At 38.9% G+C, this 18137-nt stretch carries 18 protein-coding genes and 1 riboswitch; all 18 genes read right to left on the minus strand.

Translation table 11 applies throughout. From position 1 onward, the window contains the following. Window positions 1-193 precede the first annotated feature (193 nt). Complete coding sequence (locus KQI87_RS03780; RefSeq protein WP_216458967.1) at window positions 194-1048, minus strand: YitT family protein; 855 nt, start codon at window positions 1046-1048, stop codon at window positions 194-196. A gap of 188 nt (window positions 1049-1236) precedes the next feature. Further along, window positions 1237-1890: a zf-HC2 domain-containing protein gene (locus tag KQI87_RS03785; protein ID WP_118521405.1), complete on the minus strand. Its 654-nt coding sequence runs from the start codon at window positions 1888-1890 to the stop codon at window positions 1237-1239. Window position 1891: 1 nt separating this feature from the next. Next, the gene (locus KQI87_RS03790) at window positions 1892-2401 is read right to left on the minus strand and encodes an RNA polymerase sigma factor (RefSeq protein ID WP_117674928.1); all 510 of its coding nucleotides are present in this window, start codon (window positions 2399-2401) and stop codon (window positions 1892-1894) included. A gap of 21 nt (window positions 2402-2422) precedes the next feature. Then, a complete protein-coding gene (locus tag KQI87_RS03795) occupies window positions 2423-2719 on the minus strand; it encodes a hypothetical protein (RefSeq protein ID WP_117674929.1) in 297 nt (98 codons plus the stop codon). Window positions 2720-2847: 128 nt separating this feature from the next. Beyond that, window positions 2848-4017, minus strand: coding sequence for an ABC transporter permease (locus KQI87_RS03800; RefSeq protein WP_216458968.1), 1170 nt, complete (start codon window positions 4015-4017; stop codon window positions 2848-2850). Beyond that, window positions 3998-4909 (minus strand): ABC transporter ATP-binding protein, encoded by a 912-nt coding sequence (locus tag KQI87_RS03805; protein ID WP_216458969.1) that lies wholly within the window; start codon window positions 4907-4909, stop codon window positions 3998-4000. The genes KQI87_RS03800 and KQI87_RS03805 overlap by 20 nt, the downstream gene beginning before the upstream one ends. A 1-nt stretch (window position 4910) precedes the next feature. Continuing rightward, window positions 4911-5687 (minus strand): hypothetical protein, encoded by a 777-nt coding sequence (locus KQI87_RS03810; protein WP_118509172.1) that lies wholly within the window; start codon window positions 5685-5687, stop codon window positions 4911-4913. A gap of 2 nt (window positions 5688-5689) precedes the next feature. Continuing rightward, window positions 5690-6271 (minus strand): RNA polymerase sigma factor, encoded by a 582-nt coding sequence (locus KQI87_RS03815; RefSeq protein WP_216458970.1) that lies wholly within the window; start codon window positions 6269-6271, stop codon window positions 5690-5692. A 374-nt stretch (window positions 6272-6645) separates the two neighbouring features. Beyond that, a complete protein-coding gene (locus KQI87_RS03820) occupies window positions 6646-8919 on the minus strand; it encodes an ATP-binding protein (RefSeq protein WP_253292359.1) in 2274 nt (757 codons plus the stop codon). A 13-nt stretch (window positions 8920-8932) separates the two neighbouring features. Continuing rightward, window positions 8933-10711 carry an extracellular solute-binding protein gene (locus tag KQI87_RS03825; RefSeq protein WP_216458971.1) on the minus strand — a complete coding sequence of 593 codons (1779 nt, stop codon included), beginning with the start codon at window positions 10709-10711 and terminating at the stop codon, window positions 8933-8935. Between the two features lie 216 nt (window positions 10712-10927). After that, a riboswitch (cyclic di-GMP riboswitch) is annotated at window positions 10928-11003 on the minus strand. 230 nt (window positions 11004-11233) lie between these two features. Continuing rightward, complete coding sequence (locus KQI87_RS03830) at window positions 11234-12148, minus strand: nucleotidyl transferase AbiEii/AbiGii toxin family protein (protein WP_216458995.1); 915 nt, start codon at window positions 12146-12148, stop codon at window positions 11234-11236. Then, entirely contained in the window at window positions 12135-12758 is a 624-nt protein-coding gene (locus KQI87_RS03835; RefSeq protein WP_025580240.1) for a DUF6088 family protein, read from the minus strand. The genes KQI87_RS03830 and KQI87_RS03835 overlap by 14 nt, the downstream gene beginning before the upstream one ends. Window positions 12759-13051: 293 nt before the next feature. After that, window positions 13052-13384 carry a hypothetical protein gene (locus tag KQI87_RS03840; protein ID WP_055153076.1) on the minus strand — a complete coding sequence of 111 codons (333 nt, stop codon included), beginning with the start codon at window positions 13382-13384 and terminating at the stop codon, window positions 13052-13054. Window positions 13385-13503: 119 nt separating this feature from the next. After that, window positions 13504-14124, minus strand: coding sequence for a DUF3786 domain-containing protein (locus tag KQI87_RS03845; protein WP_216458972.1), 621 nt, complete (start codon window positions 14122-14124; stop codon window positions 13504-13506). 74 nt (window positions 14125-14198) lie between these two features. Beyond that, window positions 14199-15128 carry a calcium/sodium antiporter gene (locus KQI87_RS03850; protein ID WP_442860611.1) on the minus strand — a complete coding sequence of 310 codons (930 nt, stop codon included), beginning with the start codon at window positions 15126-15128 and terminating at the stop codon, window positions 14199-14201. 357 nt (window positions 15129-15485) lie between these two features. Beyond that, window positions 15486-16466, minus strand: coding sequence for a Wadjet anti-phage system protein JetD domain-containing protein (locus KQI87_RS03855; protein WP_216458974.1), 981 nt, complete (start codon window positions 16464-16466; stop codon window positions 15486-15488). 114 nt (window positions 16467-16580) lie between these two features. Next, the gene (locus KQI87_RS03860) at window positions 16581-17042 is read right to left on the minus strand and encodes an NUDIX hydrolase (protein ID WP_118411102.1); all 462 of its coding nucleotides are present in this window, start codon (window positions 17040-17042) and stop codon (window positions 16581-16583) included. Between the two features lie 84 nt (window positions 17043-17126). Continuing rightward, window positions 17127-17792 carry an energy-coupled thiamine transporter ThiT gene (locus tag KQI87_RS03865; protein WP_025580146.1) on the minus strand — a complete coding sequence of 222 codons (666 nt, stop codon included), beginning with the start codon at window positions 17790-17792 and terminating at the stop codon, window positions 17127-17129. Window positions 17793-18137: the final 345 nt, after the last annotated feature.

Here is an 18137-nt window from a genome sequence, read left to right on the forward strand (position 1 = left end):
CTTTTGCGTGCTGTCAAGGGTGGCGTCAGCTTACCTCTGATTATAATATCTGCAATTTTCAAGGTTCAATCGAGCCTTTTTGTTTTGGCTCATTTTTCATAAGTCATTTGACACTATCTACCATAATCTCTTTATGGTTATATAATCACTCTGCTATTTTAGCATACACTCAGTTTTCCTGCCATAGTATTTATCACAGCTTGGGCTGATAGCGCATATCCGATACATTGTAAACTGTCACAAAGGCTTTTGGATCTTCATTATTGATGTAAGCCATCAGTTTCTGATATTCTGTTTTGTCTACGATCGTGATGATCTCATTGCGTTTCTTCATATTATAGGCACCTGTCGCTTCATAGATCGTCGCTCCGCTGTGCAGATCTTTGATAATGAATTTACGCAGTTCTTCCTCCTTCTGAGTGATGACACAGACACGCCTCTTAATATTATGGTCAAAGATAAAGTGATCCAGAACTATACCATTAAAGTATGTTCCAAGAATACTCAGCACCACTGTTTTCTTATCATATACCAGCGCTGCTGAAAGAGCCACGCACATACCGGAAAGAGACATTGCTTTTCCCAGTTCCATGTGAAGATATTTGTTCATGATCTTTGCCACAATATCCAGTCCGCCTGAGGATGCATTTCTGTTAAAAAGAATGCTCAGTCCTACACTGACTACCAGGATATAGCACAGTACATCCAGCTCCTGACTGTTGGTCATAGAGCCAAAATCCGGAAATATTTTCTCGAATAATCCGAGAAATAAGGGCAAAACGATACTGGTGTAAACCGTTTTTACGCCAAATTCGCGTCCGCAGGTGATGAAGCCAATGATCAGAAGTACCACATTCAAAATCATGGTGATTGCAGACAATGGTAAAGGTACAAAGTTTGATAACACGATACCAAGACCGGAGATACTGCTTACAGAGGCATGGCTCGGCACCAGAAAGAAATAAACTGCTGCCGCAATGATCGCTACCGCACCTGTCAGGATCAGTGCTTCCTTTATGATATCTGCATAATTTAGTTGTTTTTTCATAGTTAGATTTCCTGTCTTTCTTTCCATATTCTTGTTCTATTGTAACATATAGAAAGAGAATGTCCATTGGCAATTACAAAAAGAGGCTGTCTTCCATGACACCCCCTTTGTAAATCCTTATAACCTATAGGACTGCTATAAAATTCGCTTTCATATATTCGAACATGTTTGAATAATGTTCTAACATTTTATCCTAACGGTTCTGTATGTTTCTCAGATAAATAGGCCTTCTGTTCTTCCTCCGGTGCTTCCCAGATTGTTGTTGTAGTTCCATCCTTATCTACATATACTTCTTTTATCTCATCTTTCTTCAGAATCTCATGAAGTTGATCATATGGATAAAAAATACAGCTTACATATTTTTCCCACAAGCTCTGTTCAAAATGGATAGTCATTACACCTGTTTCTCTGTCCAAAGATGTTTTCCAGCGATAATTTCCTTTTATATTCATTCTATATGTTACTTCATCTTTATTATCCTCAACAATAGTAATCCCGGCATCTTTGTAGTTGATATATGTGACATGTTTATTCATAAAGGTAAACACTGCCACAAAGCAAACTATGGTTGCTGCTATGGAAAGCAGGATTGTTTTTGTCTTTTTTTTCTTTAAAAATTTCCTGAAATTCTTCAGGTCATTTGCTTCATTGCTGTTTTCTTTTGTCTGCGCATAGATTTTCATATCATTTTCAAGGTCTGCCTTTGTCTCATGGTATACCCGCTGGCAGATTTCACAGTTTTGCAGATGTTCTTCTACAAGTTCTTTTGTATCTTCGCTTACTGCATCTTCAATGTACAATGGCAGAATATCCTGTATCACGTTGCAGTTTATTTTTTCCATGTTACTTTTCCTCCTGACTTATCTGTGCTCTTATCATCTGGCGTGCACGGTGGTAGGTTACTCTTGCCCACCCGGCACTTTTCTGATAGCATTTTCCGATCTGCTCAAAGGAGAGTTCACCATATATCCGCAGATGAAATACTTCCCTGTAGGGTTCCGGTATCAGTTCTGCATAGCGTTTGAGATTCCGAACTGTCTCATCCTGCACGATCTGATCCAGTACTGCCGGGGATGTATCCTGCATGGAATCCTGCATTATTTCTGAAAATTCTTCGCCCACGTAGATTTTGTTTCGTCTGCAATAGCGGAAATATGTATTCTTCGCAATTACAAATAACCATGCGCGGATATCCTTCCTGCCGTCAAATTTCTCAATATTATTCATTGCCTTCAGGAATGTTTCCTGGGTGATTTCCTCTGCCAGACTTTCATTTTCGGAAAGTGCCCGGATATAGAGAAAGACATCATGGAAATACTTCCTATAGATTGTTTCGATTTCTGATTTCTCCATTCCTGCCCCTTATATTTTTTATTATCCTACTGCATCTTTCGGGATTTTTAATGGTCCTGTCTGACCGATCGTGGTGCCATCCTTATCCAGAATATAACCATCTTTATCCTGATATGACCCTGCCGGCGGTGTCCACATAGATCCATCTGACGACCTGATCTGTCTTCTTCCATTGAATGTCTGAACACGGTTCTGATTTTGTTGCATCTGCATTGAATATGCACGGCTGCTCACCTGGGTATCACTGTCTGTATCGGATGCACAACCTGATAAACCAACCACAACTGTCAGAATGAATATTCCTAAATATCGTTTCATAATAATCCTCCTGTCTGCTGTATCATTATTTTATCTGATGTCTTTCTATATAACTAAGTCACAGACAGAAGAAACGTTACAGGAAAATTTATATTTTGATATTTTAACCGAAGCAAGTAAGTCTCTTCTTACACTACCTGTTTGACTTTATAATGCAATATTCCTTTGGTCAGAGACACTGCCAACACACCCACAGCTATTACAGCTATAACATACCAAATACTGTATATATCATTCAGATTCACCTGCATAATCAGAAACATCGGCATCGAGTCCACCAAAATCCATACAAGTCCGCCAAAAAAAATCCGTACAAGCAATGGAATTGCCCAGCATATTGCAGTTGCAACTACAGCTCCAAACATACTATCCTGATATGCTGAAATGCACAATGTAATGGCATTTAATGATAAAAATGCCAACATCCCCAATATCAAAAGCACTGACAAATAACTGAAAAATGGAACTTTATCCACTGTCTTCCACATACTGCCCGAAATGACTATTCCTGTCAGATTGTATTCTCCCTTTAAGTCATACACGATTTTGCATAATCCCCATGCACTTTCTGTAATTCCTGCATATAACAGAACTGTTATCGTAAAAGAGGCCAGAACTTTGGCTGAAGTATCCTTCCTTTTCCCCTCCACTGTTGTAAAGATTAATGGTAGCATCTTTGTCTGACTTTCCTCTGCAAAAATACCTGAAATCACACAGATGATCATAATACTTCCCAAAATCAGTCCAAACTGCAGCAGTTCTCCGAAAACTTTCCAGCCTGTGGTATATTCCAGTGTTGGTTTGAGCTTCCACATTGACAATATCTCATTTTTCATCTGTTTCTTATCGTTTTTTTCTGATTTGCTGTCTATATTTTCATTGTATTCTTTATAGGCTTTCCATAAATCAGTGTCCTTAAGCCTATATCGCTCTGTAGGTTTTACTCCATTCTCCCAGCTTCCATTTGTAAAAAATCTTGTTACAAAATCATTCAGATAATTACCGTTCTTCCAGCCAGGCATATTTTCATTTAATTCCGAAGGAAGTCCATATTTATCGACAATCTGATTGATTTTTTCATCTGTGACAGTACCCGCATACTCTTCTGTAATTTTTTTATTCATCTGTACTGCTTCATATCCTGAATGGCTCCGACCATCTATTACACATCTCTCATCTCCCACTTCCGCAAACCAGAAATACACAAACATCAGTCCCAAGATTGCTAATATTCCTATCCAGAAAATCTTTCTGTGAAAGATTTTATAAAGTTCCATCTTATACAACTGCATTCTCATCTCTTCTGCTCCTTATTCTGTTAATATCCTGTGTTTGATAAAGATATGCATCCTCCAGTGTTTCCTCTGCAAGTTCAGCAGCGGGAAATGGGCATTTTTCTGAAATAATCCTCAGTTCTGCCTGGTTTTCCTCACTGCCGTTTCTCAGGTTACTTACCATATACCGGTTACAAAGTTTTTGTGCCACATCAGTCGAAACATTACATTTCCAGACATATCCCTTTACACTTGCAGTAATCCCCTGTTCTGTTCCACTACAGATCAGTTCGCCATCCTTCATAATTAAAATCTGATCAGCGATGTATTCAATATCGGATACAATATGTGTCGAAAGTAATACTGTTTTTTCTTTTCCCAATGAACTGATAATATTTCTAAATTTTACCCTTTCTTTCGGATCCAATCCTGCAGTCGGTTCATCCAGAACCAGAATTTCCGGATTATTGAGTAATGCCTGGGCTATTCCTACTCTCCGAAGCATTCCCCCTGAAAAAGTTCTAAGCTTTTTCTTTTTATCTTTCTGAAGTTCTACCAGTTCCAGCAGTTCCTGAATCTTCTGCTCGGAACACTCCGCTGACATAGCTTTCAATGCAGCTATGTATCTCAGGAATCTTTCTGCTGTAAAATTGTCATAATATCCCAGTTCCTGTGGCAAATATCCCAGAAGTCTGCGATATTCTGCTCCCATCTGAGCAATTTCCATTCCATCATAATAAATATTTCCTGTGGTTGGCTGCAAAACTCCACAGATCAGACGCATCAGAGTTGTTTTTCCCGCCCCGTTTTCTCCGAGCAGACCATAAACTCCATGTTTAAATGTATAACTTACCTGTTTCACCGCTGTTTTGTCTTTATATTTTTTCTGAACCTCGTATAACTTTAATTCATGCATATTATGCCTCCTCAAACACCATTTCTCCTGCCGAGAACAATCTTTTTACCTGCACAAATGTTAATCCTCCTGCCACTGCACACACACCTGCCCATATACTGATTGAAGCAGAAAATAATGCACCGGAAATGTTTGATACCACTATATAGACACCTGAACAGATAAGAATTCCTGCTGCCATTGCCACTGATGCTTTTTCTCCTGTCTTAAAAAGTAAAATCCCGAAATCTAATGAACCTGATACGAGATATGCTGTCAAAATATATATCACAGTCTGCAGATTTGATACTTCCCATGTATTTCCTGAATATAATGCCAATAACATAATAACTGTAAAATTAACGCTTCCGATAACCATCAGCCCTGCTGCCGCACACATTCTGGTATCAAAATAACAGGTTGCTCCCAACTCTGCCATTTTTCCAAAATATAACTTGTTAATCCCCCAGACAGAAAGCGTGCTCAGACAACCAGAAATTATCATACTTACCATGATTGCATCATTTTTCCCTGTTCCTGCATACTGCAAAAATACCATCAGCGCAAAACCTGCAAAAACTGCCATAATATACACAATTACATATGTTTTATCTATAAGTCTGAATTGCTGCCACAAAATATCCCTCAATGAAATCTCTGTTCTTTTTCTCTGCTTTTTATTTTCATTTTTGTCGATCTCATTTTGAAGATATTCATACATTTTTAATATCCGTTTCTGTTCCGGACAAACCTGTATTTCCGCTTTTTGAAAAAGCCGTCTGATATCTTTATCCTGCATTCTCATTGATCTCCTTCCTTTATCATATTTTTCATCTGCTGAATTCCAATACGATATCTCGACTTTGCAGTAGAGAGACTACAATTCATCATCTTTGCAATATCTTTAAATTTCAATTCCTCATATGCACGCAAAATGATTACCTCCCTTACCTCCTGGGAAAGTCTGTTCAGTAGTCCTTTCAGATAAAGATAATCTTCCATTTCTTTCATTTTATCTGTTCCGCAAATATCCGGATATTGATGGATATTTTGCGTATTTGCACTTATTTTCAGGCTTCCGTTTTCATTCTCAGCTTCATAACTGCGGAGATTTTTTCCTGCCTCTTTTTTTCTCTGCTGATAATCAAAGCAGCAGTTTCTGGCAATAGTAAGAAGATATCCTTTCAGATTGTTTCTTTGATAAGATGTCCCATATTTCATAAACTTCAGGAAAGTTTCCTGCGTAATATCATAGGAATCTTCTTCGTTCTGTATCATGTAAAGACAGAAACGGAAAATGTCCGCATAATATTGTTTTATAATATCAGATAATGCCTCTTTATCTCCGTCCCGTACTTTCTTCAGCAGCTTTCTGTCACTCATTATATATTCTCCTGTTGTAAAACGTCTTACATATTATATAACCATAAATGATGTAAAAAAGTTCACAAAACTTATTATGTTTATAAAATTTCTTATGGAAAAGCTGCATTAAAAGAGTTCTTCTGCTTTCTATATTGCATAATTACATGTTTCTGATAAATTACCCGATATGGGTATAGAAGTTATAGATGTGCATAATCGAATACAAAAAGATTCCGAGCATACATTAGAAAAACAGGGAGATAAATTTCTTATCTCCCCAAAACTGACGATTCGTATTTTAAGCTGCGATCCACTTTTCCTCACTCATGTAACTCATATGATGTTCCAAGCACCTGATCCAAAACAGCAAGTATGGGTTTATTATTTAATGGTTACTGAGCAATGACCTGCGTTTCGGTACCCCCCCCCCCGCCGCCGGATTTTATGCTTCTTATTGTCTTTTCCAGCGTCTTCATATCAACCGGTTTTGAAATATGGGCATTCATCCCAGCTGCCAGAGAATGCTGAATATCCTCTGAGAATGCATTGGCGGTCATGGCAATGACCGGAATTGTCTTTGCCAGCTCATGGGAGCTTCTGCGGATTGCCTTTGTTGCCTCATAGCCGTTCATAACAGGCATCTGTATATCCATCAGGATCATATCATAATCACCAGGAACCGACTGTTCAAATGTCTCCAGGACCCTTTTACCATTTTCACAGATCGTACACTCCGCGCCCTCAATCTTTAACAGTTCCGTCAGAATCTCCGCATTCAGCTCATTATCCTCTGCACACAGGAATCTCATTCCTTTCAGGATATTGCCATCCTGCTCTTCTGTTTCTGCCTGTGAAGCCGGAGAAGCAGACCTTTCTTCTGCGATTTTCAGATCCATAAAAACCTCAAAACAGCTTCCCTGTCCCGGTTCACTTTCCACATCAATGGTTCCGCCCATGGAATCAACCAGATTTTTGGTGATCGCCATTCCAAGACCGGTTCCCTGTATCTTATTTGTCAGGGAATTTTCTGCACGGGTGAAGGCATCAAAAATCCTGTCCTTGAAATCTGCCGACATTCCCATACCATTATCGCAGACTAAAAAACGATATTTTGCATAAACAGATGAATTTGATTCACATTCCTCTGCCAGAAGCTGAATTTCTCCGCCTTCCTGTGTATATTTTATTGCATTAGACAGCAGATTACTGAAAATCTGCATCAAATGAACCTGATCCCCATTCACCCACTCATGCCGGATGTTTTCTTTTGTAATTGTAATAGTCTGCTTCTTTTCAGATATCTGAGAACGAAATATAGTATCAAGCTCCTGTATAAAATCCGGAATAGAAAAATCAGAATACTTGAAAACAGTTTTTCCTGCTTCAATCTTACTCATATCCAGAACTTCATTAATGATTCCTAACAGATGCTGTGATGAAGTGTCAATTTTATCCGCATACTCTATTACCTTGCCTTTATCACCGGCATCATGTCTGATCAAAGACGTAATACCAACGATCGCATTCATAGGGGTACGTATATCATGAGACATATTGGCAAGAAAACTGCTCTTTGATCTGTTCGCCTCCTGTGCCACCTGAAAAGCGTCCTCTGCCGCCTGTTTTGCCTGCCGCAGCTTTGTATTCACTGTTTCCAGCTTGGCATTATTTTCCCGCTCCACACGAATCGCTTCCTGCTGGTTTTTACGCATAACAAAAGAAATTCCCAGCATAACACAGACAGCTACGATAACCGTAAAGATAACAATAAATACCATAACAAAATTGACAAGTTTTAATGTATTCGTAGCAACATATTCTGCCGGAACCAGAAAGATAAGTATCCATTCGGCATTTTCCATTCTTTTTAATCCGTAAAAATATTCTGTTCCATCCAGAACTGCATTAGAATAACTGCAGCCTTTTTCTTCCAGTTCCGCCTTTGTTTTGTCAAAGGAAGAATTGTGAAGATACTTCATGTTCTGTAGGACGGAAAATACATTATGACCCTTGATCAGTTCCACCTGATTGCTGTTGAACAGTTTAAATCCATTATCATCCAGTACATACACACTGTTGTTCCCATTATATGCATCGCATTCAAAATAAGGATTCAACTGTTCCATATCCTGAACAATTCCAAAATATAGAATTGTAGTTTTCTTTTCTCCATTCTGAAGATGTATTGGTTCCGGCAGACGATCCAGAAATACCATCTTTGACTGGTTATCTGTCATAGAATCAAAAACAAAACTGATCTTTTCAGGACTTTCTTCAAAGTAATCCAAATCCCGGAAAAGTCCCCTGTTTCCGGATTCTGTATAATATCCACCTTCTGAATCCACTGCCATCAACGTAATCCTCTGCCTGGCATATGCTGATAATTCATATTTCTTTTTCATATGTCTGCAGAGTTCATCTGTAGTCTGTACGTTTGCATCTCTCAGATAATTACATTCTTCTGTTACCCGGTTCCAGTGGGAATCGATCACATCCTCCAGATTTTGAAACATTTGACGGGTAATCTCTTCCATCTGGTTTAATCGTTCTTCATAGATAATATCCTGGATATAAGTATGATACAGAAAAAAGAATGCAAGAAGCATCGCTATACCAGTCATACAGCAACCCAATATTAAGTTCCGGTAATTCTTTGCCTTCTGCATCTTTCTCCTCCGCTTATTTCCATTCAGCGTCTGCTTCACTTAAAGTCTCAAACTGTCCAAAAAACTCTTTTGCCGCATCCATACCCACAATACCACTGTCTGTCACTTCCGTTTCTGATGCCAGTTTTTCACTGATTCCTGAAATTGCGACCTGATAAGTCTTTCCATCCTCCAGTTTCATATCTTCAGGATTTACCAACATATATGGATAATTCTTGCCTGTACCAACTGCATCATAACCTTCTTCATACAATGCCTGAATCTGTTTTCCTGTCAGCCTGATTGTTTTAATCGTCTGTGACCAGCCAGTCGGAAGAATGGTACAGATATCATAGTCTGTAATATTCTTTGCATACAGTTTTCCGCTCACGCCATCATTATTCTGGTTTGTGCCATTTCCACTGATCCATGTTCCAAGGGATATAAGAGCAACGTCACTTCCGGTCGCCTCGGCAAAACATCTGCCCACCAGCTTTGCACAGCTTTCCTGTGAGATTTTCTCTGTGGCTGTTGTGATCACTTCCGGCTGGTTATTTACCACTCTGTCCTGATCCTCATCCAATTGATCTGCCACATCCTTTATTGATGCCTTATCCTGCATGAATTCCAGCATTTTGGTTCCGGTATTTACAATCGTATTTTCCCATCCGGCATAAATAAACGGTGTCGTATTCCCTGCATTGATCATATCTGAAATATCTGCATAGAAGGTGTCATCTGCCTTTGCATCTTTGAAAGGAAGTAGTCCTGCTTTTAATGTGCTGTCCGGATACAGGGCGCTGGTTCCTTCTACCGTAGACAGCACCTTCATGATTTTTAATGCATCTTCAAGTTTCTCAGGATGATTCTCCAGATCTTTATTCAATCCATAATAACGGTTTACATTTAAAATAAATACATTCCTGCTTCCGTCTTCAGACAGGTATGGCATCAGACCAAATTTGTCCGTTGTATCTTCTGCGTCCATAATGCCATTCTGTGGTCCCAATAGAAACAGTGAGTTTCCCTTTATAAAATCATCTCTTGTTTTGCCATCATCTGCCGGATCACTGTTGCTGCAGTCAAGCATCCCAAGGTCTTTCCACTTTTGGATATATTCCATACTTTCCATCATACCTGGTGTATCGCTTACATTTGCCTTTCCTGACAGGTAATCTTTCTGCCACTGCTTTCCAGACATGGTACTAAGGAATCCCGCATCCGCAATATTACATACATACTGAAAGGCTGAACCAGGGTACTGAATCTGTGCCATACATAACGTAACTCCTGCTTCTTTTGCTTTGTCTGCAAGTTCTTCAAGCTCTGTAAAAGATGTTGGCAGCTTCCAGCCATGCTTCTCAAGCAGTGTTTTATTATAGGTGATTCCATAACAGTTGTACAAAGATGGAAGCATATAAAGTGCACCCTCATCGGATACATCTTTCAGACGTGATTCCACATAATTATCTGTAAAATCGTATCCTGAGAGATCAATCATCTTATCACTGACATCCACCACATCCGGCTTATAATAAGTCTGTGTGCAGATGTCCGGAAGATCATCTGCCTCTAACATATTCTGCAGACAGGTTGTTGTATTTGCTCCGCTGTACGGGACTACTTCAAGCTCAATCTCTGGATATGTTTTATGCACTTCTTCTATAAAATTGTCCACTTCCAGATAAGGAGCCATAAAAGTAATTGCTTCGTGCTTCTTTGGTGTTTCATCTGTTTTCCCACACCCTATAAGTCCTGTTGCCGCTATACATGCCAAAATAAGACATGCACTTTGTACTTTTTTGATTTTCATATTTTTCTCTCTTCTCCGATAAAATCATTATGGTTCCGTTTATGAAATAACATCCCTGCTTGCAGGATTCTTCGCCTGCGAAGGGTCACTTCAGCGACATAATTCCCCTCCGTCGCAGTGCGATCCTGCCGGAGGGCTTTTTTATGTTATAGGAACATTACGGAGTAATTTCCTATAACATAAAAAAACACCGTCTCACAGACAGCGCACATCATTTCATGCAACTGGCTGCCATTTTACAGGCCCTGTAGCTTTGCGTCACAGACTTTCATCTGCTTTGCCGATCGTCGTTCTATTACAGATTGTAAATTTGTGCAAAATATTGATTTCATTATACTCCTACATTCCACTGTACACAAGAAAAACCTCGCCGCTTTAACGCTAAAAAAAGAACAGCCGATTATATATTCGAACTGTTCTCCTATAACCTGAAAAACTTTTGTTTAGCGGTTCCCCCGTTTATTATGATTAATTGACTTGAAATTGCATTATTCTCAACAGAATTCGAGAGAAAATTTTCTCTTATCGTAATATACTTCTAACCAAATCAATGTAATTCAGCTTTACCGTTTCATAGGAAATATTGTCAGAAATCAATTTCATAGTTGAATCAGCATAATCATCAGCATAAAAATCTTCTCTTATGAGTTTTTCTGCTACAGCCAGCAGATCAACATCCTCCCTGGCAGACGGGGTTATTTTAATATCCATGCCTGATCTGTGCTTTCTAACATCTGCAAAGAGCCTTTTGAAATCATCATCTATTGAAATATAATTTTTCAGCTTAAAGATATCATATAAGTGTCTGGAATTTCTCGTTGCTCTTCCTACCATATAATAATCACACACAGCAAAAATTTTATCTATAATTGTTCTGGATAGTGCCTGTGTCTTCATCTTAAATGGTTCTAACCCATAGTCTCTCAAAATCTCCGCTTCTTCTGTTGCGAGACAATCAAATATTATACTTGTAATTTCCTTTTCTTCTGTTGGATAAGAATATGACATCAACGCTGTCTCCAGCTTCACATATGGTCGCAGGCCTCTTTTATCTTCTGAGCAAACTGAATCATATAAGAAATCATAGTGATTATAGTCCTTATCACTTTCAATAAACTTCCAATTATCAATTGCTAAGTCTAAATCTTCGCTAATTGGTTGTAATAACTGATATTTGATTTTCTTTCTTCTGGCTTCTCCCAAATGTTCTTCAAATGTAATATCAATATCCTCTGAAAAACGGTCTATAGCATGATAAGCCTTGGAAAGGGATGTTCCACCCTTAAACACCACATCGGGATTTCTCTGTACAAGTTCTTTTAATATCATTGTCACATAATAATCTTTTTCCACGATACTTTCATCTATGCCCGTTCGCTCTGATACCGTTACAATAATATCCCTCAACAATTCCTTATCATCTTTATGCAAATACATCATCCAACCTCAATTCATAATAATATTTAAATATTGCAATCGGAAACTCTCTTATATAACTATCCACGTCTTTTTTTGTGATGCCATGTATCCGCACAAATTGAGATACTTTATCATGAGCCACATCATAGCTTTCATCCAGATACACATCCAGATTCTTTAATAAGTCAAGTAACTGCAGCACATAAACATTTTCTTCATTTACCGGAACCACTGGCTTTCTTACAATGAATGTTCTCTTTCCAATTGGAACTTCTCTTACTTTTGCAGCCATATTGTTGCTGACAATCTCAACTTTATTGGGAACCTGCGTTGAAATTCCCAACTGATTGGCAAATGTATTTCCCGAATAGAAGCCATCTACTTTCCCACCTCTGGAAACATATTTGTATCTGGCAACCGTATCTGCATTTACACCTACACTTGTTTTTAATCGTGATTTCTTAGGCAAATAATAAATGCCGTTCTCATATTTCTGCAGTTTTCCTTCATTGCATAACTTTTTTAACTGCTGGTTTACTGCAGATTTTGTAATTCCCTTAATCACTATATCAGAAAAGAATATAGGCTCTGCTTCCTTATAATTGTTTTTCAAAAATTCATATAGCATAAACCTCTCTCCTTCTATCTAAATATTTGTAACCAGTTAAGTTATTTTTGTTAATTATATTCTATTCTTATTCTTAAGCTCTGTCAATGTTATTTTGATAGCTATTGTTAGTGTATCCAGAGCAAAATAAAACATAAAAAATCTTTCATTCTTTTCTCTGGACAAATAAAAATACGGCATCACACAGACCGGCTCATGTGATACCGTAATATTCTTTCTTATATCTTCAGCACTCGCAATCACAACCTGCAACGATAATAATATGACACACAGAATGATTGCTGTAATTTTTCTTAAAACAACAGCTCCATCTGATCCCCCACTTCAATTCTCGCAGTGACAAGTTCATCCGGTTCTTTTCCTCTTTTATGTTCAGCTTTCAGATACTGCGTACCGCCTCTCAGACTTGCAGCGATCAGATTCAGCACATATATATTGTCAAAACGATTATAGATGGACTCTCCGCCCAGACCGGTAAGGCAGATAAGCTGTGTGTTGCTCTTTTTTGCCATATCCATCAGTGGGATCAGCAGATGGGAGGCATTGGTCTGTGCGAACGGGTTGTCCATGATCAGAACCTTTCCCTCATTTTTATCTGCAAAAATGTCCGTATCATCCCGTCTCATATAATACAGAAGGCTGGACAGGATTACAAATGCAGACAGGAATCCTTCTCCGCCTGAGTTTCTGGAAACCTCTTTCCATGTAATCGGATATTCCCTCCGAAGGATCGGCTACAGTGTATTCAGCCGATTATCTGCAGTATAGCCTTCAGAAGATCCCCCTGAAGATAATAGGTCGTCTCAAAATGAAGATATGATAACGATACTTTATCCCACAACAATAAGATCTTTGGCGGGAATTCTTCATCCCCATCCCAGAACTGAAGCAACACAGAGAAATCCGGAAGAACAGGCATTTCAAATGTCAGATCTGCCCCTGCCAGACGCTTCGTCTGCTTTCCTCCCAGACAGATACAGGCCTGCTTTACCTCTTCCACTTTGCCGGAAAATGCTCTTGCATACTTTTCCACAAAAGGATCTGTTGACGGACTGCTTCCGGCAGTTACAAACCTGCCCACAGGCTGCCACTGTCCGGTAAGAGGAGGCAGTATCTCCTGCCCGGAACAGCAGAGAAAATCATAGATTGTCATAACAACTGTATATTCTCTGCAGTCCGTCCATTCTTCGCCTGCGACATATTCAATAGCACCGTTTCTGCGATTGATCCGATATTCTGTTCCGATATATTTCAAATACAGGTATTCTTCATCGTATTTCAAACCATATTTCTCTATCAGCTTATCCTGATCATATTTTAAAAACAACTCTCTTCCTGTATATACCTGTTTTTCATAATTATCCATAATATACTATTCCATTTCTTATTTTAATCGAATCAAGTAAGTCCCCTGCGGAGGTTGCGAAAAGCAATTATTCGTTATACCAGACATAAATACAGGAAGTATGCAACATAACACAACAGCATAACCACACCACAGGGTTTTCTTAATTCTTTATGTCTGAATGTACCAATCCAGAGTATTGCTCCACACAGGACTGCAACTACAGTATCAATAAAAAATTTACTCTCAAACGGCACAGTACAGATGAGTGCTGTTGTACCGATAACAAACAAAATATTAAAAATATTGCTTCCGACTATATTTCCAATGGCAATTCCTGCATTTCCTCTTCTGGCTGCTGTTACTGATGTGACAAGTTCCGGAAGAGATGTTCCCAGTGCAACAATTGTCAACCCGATAAATCTCTCACTCATGCCAAAATAACGGGCAATCTCCGTTGCTCCGCTGACTGCAAAATCACTGCCCTTTACGACCAGAATTCCACCGATTACCATCAGGAGCATACATTTCCATACCGGAATATCCTTTGCTTCTGCTTCTTCCTGATTGTTCCCTTTCTTTGCCATCACAAACAGATATCCCAGATATATCAGAAACAGTATCCAGAAAATCACACCTTCAATAAAAGTCACCTCTGAACCTGTGATACCAAAGATCAGCAAAACAATTGTTATCACTGTCATAAACGGAATTTCGTAAAGAAGAGTGCATCTTTGAATTGCTACATTCGTAATTACTGCTGTAATTCCCAGGATGATCAAAATATTCAGGATATTGCTTCCGACTACATTTCCAATGGTAATACCTGCATTCTTATTCATTGCAGCAGTAATACTGACTGCTGCCTCCGGCATGCTGGTTCCCATTGCTACGATGGTTAATCCAATGATCAGCTGCGGAATTCCCAGCTTTTTCGCAATACTGGCTGCACCCTCCACAAACCAGTCTGCACCTTTCACCAGAAACAAAAAACCTGCCAGCAAAATAATAACCTGTAAAAACATCATTTATACCTCTCTTTCTTTTATTACGTACTCACAAAATCAAATATAAAAAGATTCCGGGAATACATTTATTTTGCAGTAGGTATAAAAAAAGAGACTCCTACTGCATTCACAGTAAAAGTCTCGCAATTTCATCACTTTCCGAGTTATATGTTTCAATAACTGTCTTGACGAAGAAGTGAACCGAATCCACTCGGCAAGCTACTCCCTTTTCACAGGTATATTCTAACAGACTGTCTTTTAAAAATCAATTATTTTTATCATAAGATTCTCCATAATCCATAACATAAAAAGAAGCTTCGTTACTGCGAACGGAGTGAACAGTAATGTAGCCGCCTCTCTGTGTCAGAATCTGCATCAGAAATCTGCAGTATTTAAAATTTCCTGGGGTATATATCTGTCCTTATCCAGAACAGCTTCCATTTTTTTGACCATTATTTCATCAAAACAGGAGAAAAATTGTGTACTGATATTTCTGTTCTGATGCTCCTTTGTCTCCGGAAGTTCAGTTATCTGTTCTGCTTTTCCAAGCATAGCCTGATATGCCGGCACAAAAGGAATAATTTTCCATCTGCTGCGAAATTTTTCTGCCAGATTTTCGTATATACCGATGCCCTCATAATCCAGATCCCCGAAATAATAAATTGTATTCTTCGGATGTTTCATATAGGGTTCCGCACACAGGTCAAAATCCTGAAAGGAACGGATAATACCTTTTCCTGCACCATAAATCAGGGTTCCGATTTCTGCACCAAAAATTTCCGTATGTCCATTCAGCAGGTAATTGCGCATACTGAAAAAAGGGTCTTTATTTTCCAGAATCAGGATATTCTGCGGCGTATTTCTTGTATGTGTATAATATGAAAGAGGCTCTGTTGTCCTGTATACATTCAGAGCCTCCACATTGAGTCCGCAGCGTTTCAAAATCTTCTTTCCCTGCTCTCTGTCCAGAAATTTCTCTCTGTGCCATATTTCAAAGCTTCTTTCATTCAGCGATTCCGGTGTCAGTAATGCATCTGTATGTTTTTTCAGATATTCGTTCAGCATAAGTACCCAGATTCGGTCTTTCTCATACATATCCGGATGCGCCAGATAATAATCCACGGAAAGCATAGTAGAAAAGGTATATTTTATTTCTTCTATATAATTGCTGTAATCCTTCTGTTCTTCTACCATCCAGTATTCGCGATAAAGCGCCGGCTTCTTGCCATTGCTCTTAGAAACCTTCACAGGTTTTATCTGACCTTTTTCCAGTAATTTCATTATGTATTCATACTGTTCCTGATAGTCAAGATTCTGTCTGGTATGAAGAAGGTCATCCAGCGATATTCGTTTCATTGATAAATTCCTCCAGAGCGGGTGAATATTCCTCCCCCCCTTAACTTATTGCTTTTCGCAACCTCTGCAGGGGACTTACTTATAGCAATTCCATATGGAATTACTATAAGTCGGTTAATATAAATTTACTTGTTTGTCTATGAGTTTTTCCCCTTCATACTGCAATTTTAAAGAAAAAAAATGCTCATCTCCTGAAAGAAGCAAATCCAGAAAAACTCTGTCACCTTCCCATGTGGGAAGTGTCGGCACAACAGCTTTATCTATCCAGTAAAGTTCTCCTTCATTGCATTCTGTTAATTCACCGATATATTCGTTGGCTGTAAATACACACATAAGCTCCGGTTCACATTTATCACATATAAATGTAACCAGACCTCGAAGTTTATAAGATGTCAGCGTTAATCCTGTTTCTTCTTTCACTTCACGTAAAAGACATTCCTCCGGGGATTCCTGGCCCTCTGCATGCCCGCCAACTCCAATCCACTTTCCCTCATTTATGTCATTATGCTTTTTTACCCTGTGAAGCATCAGATATTTGCCATTATTTTCTATATAGCATAAAGTCGTTATTGTCATTCTTACACTTCCTTAAACAAAATTACCATGCCAAATGTTCTGAGTACCGGGCAACGACACATCCCTGTTGCCAGACAAAACAAACTACTGCAGTGCTGCACGCTTTACCTGGGTCAGTGCTTTTGACACTGCAGGTACTGAAATGATGATCACCGTGATAATGCCCTCTGCCAACAGATAGCTGTAATTGTATAAGATCGGATATACGGCTGTCAGAGATTTCGGGAAATTGTCCGGCATATAGCTCATCCAATAAAGATAACCGCCCAGAGAGTGAAAAGCTCCTCTGGCAATTACAGCTATTATGTATCCTTTCAGAAGTCCATGACTCTGTTTTGCAAATAGTCCTGCCAGTCCAAGTGCCGCAAATGCAAGTATGTAATCACAGCACACCTGAAAAAATGAAAGTATATAAGGCTCCTGGATAAACTGCAGGATTCCGTAAGCAAACCCAGCCATAATACCTGTTCCAACCCCATACCAGTTTGCGATCAGAACAATAAAAAGCATACTGCAAAGAGTGACGCTTCCTCCCCACGGCAGTTTGAAGATTTTCAGATAAGACGTAATAAAAGCAAGTGCAATAGCTACGGCACAGAATACCAGTTGTCTTGTGGTAAGCTTTTTCTTGTCTGAATTCTTCCCTGCAAAATAAATCGCCAGGAAAAACAAAATGATTCCGGCAATAACTGTGATCACATATCCGGCAGTTGTAAGTCCGCCATCAGCAGTTACCATAAAACCAAACATAAAATGACCTCCCTCTTGTTATTAATTTTTGTGTAGTTGATTTTATCTGTTGTTCAGATACTAATTTATTATAAGGATTTTATCATTCTTCGTCAATTATTCGTCGCTTACGTTTTTAATTTATTCGCTATTCTTTACAGCCTTATTTTAAACTTTTTACTCAACAGAAAAACCCCGGAAACCTTGCGGTTCCGGGGTATCTTACGTTTGGACACAATGTACCTTACGGTACTCAATATATATAATTTAAGATGTTATGCTAAAATTATTCGATAACTGTAGCAACACGTCCTGATCCAACAGTACGTCCACCTTCACGATATCAGACCGATGTATTGCGGTGTG

Source organism: Blautia sp. MSJ-9, from assembly GCF_018919065.1.
GTDB lineage: Bacteria > Bacillota > Clostridia > Lachnospirales > Lachnospiraceae > Blautia_A.

What these genes read in the sequence shown, in the direction of transcription:
- KQI87_RS03780 (WP_216458967.1), bottom strand. Translation starts at nt 1,048, where the DNA reads ATGAAAAAACAACTAAATTATGCAGATATCATAAAGGAAGCACTGATC.
- KQI87_RS03865 (WP_025580146.1), bottom strand. Translation starts at nt 17,792, where the DNA reads ATGTTTGGTTTTATGGTAACTGCTGATGGCGGACTTACAACTGCCGGA.
- KQI87_RS03810 (WP_118509172.1), bottom strand. Translation starts at nt 5,687, where the DNA reads ATGCAGGATAAAGATATCAGACGGCTTTTTCAAAAAGCGGAAATACAG.
- KQI87_RS03795 (WP_117674929.1), bottom strand. Translation starts at nt 2,719, where the DNA reads ATGAAACGATATTTAGGAATATTCATTCTGACAGTTGTGGTTGGTTTA.
- KQI87_RS03825 (WP_216458971.1), bottom strand. Translation starts at nt 10,711, where the DNA reads ATGAAAATCAAAAAAGTACAAAGTGCATGTCTTATTTTGGCATGTATA.
- KQI87_RS03855 (WP_216458974.1), bottom strand. Translation starts at nt 16,466, where the DNA reads ATGAAACGAATATCGCTGGATGACCTTCTTCATACCAGACAGAATCTT.
- KQI87_RS03840 (WP_055153076.1), bottom strand. Translation starts at nt 13,384, where the DNA reads ATGAGACGGGATGATACGGACATTTTTGCAGATAAAAATGAGGGAAAG.
- KQI87_RS03830 (WP_216458995.1), bottom strand. Translation starts at nt 12,148, where the DNA reads ATGTATTTGCATAAAGATGATAAGGAATTGTTGAGGGATATTATTGTA.
- KQI87_RS03790 (WP_117674928.1), bottom strand. Translation starts at nt 2,401, where the DNA reads ATGGAGAAATCAGAAATCGAAACAATCTATAGGAAGTATTTCCATGAT.
- KQI87_RS03805 (WP_216458969.1), bottom strand. Translation starts at nt 4,909, where the DNA reads ATGCATGAATTAAAGTTATACGAGGTTCAGAAAAAATATAAAGACAAA.
- KQI87_RS03820 (WP_253292359.1), bottom strand. Translation starts at nt 8,919, where the DNA reads ATGCAGAAGGCAAAGAATTACCGGAACTTAATATTGGGTTGCTGTATG.
- KQI87_RS03835 (WP_025580240.1), bottom strand. Translation starts at nt 12,758, where the DNA reads ATGCTATATGAATTTTTGAAAAACAATTATAAGGAAGCAGAGCCTATA.
- KQI87_RS03860 (WP_118411102.1), bottom strand. Translation starts at nt 17,042, where the DNA reads ATGACAATAACGACTTTATGCTATATAGAAAATAATGGCAAATATCTG.
- KQI87_RS03845 (WP_216458972.1), bottom strand. Translation starts at nt 14,124, where the DNA reads ATGGATAATTATGAAAAACAGGTATATACAGGAAGAGAGTTGTTTTTA.
- KQI87_RS03850 (WP_442860611.1), bottom strand. Translation starts at nt 15,128, where the DNA reads ATGTTTTTACAGGTTATTATTTTGCTGGCAGGTTTTTTGTTTCTGGTG.
- KQI87_RS03785 (WP_118521405.1), bottom strand. Translation starts at nt 1,890, where the DNA reads ATGGAAAAAATAAACTGCAACGTGATACAGGATATTCTGCCATTGTAC.
- KQI87_RS03815 (WP_216458970.1), bottom strand. Translation starts at nt 6,271, where the DNA reads ATGAGTGACAGAAAGCTGCTGAAGAAAGTACGGGACGGAGATAAAGAG.
- KQI87_RS03800 (WP_216458968.1), bottom strand. Translation starts at nt 4,017, where the DNA reads ATGAGAATGCAGTTGTATAAGATGGAACTTTATAAAATCTTTCACAGA.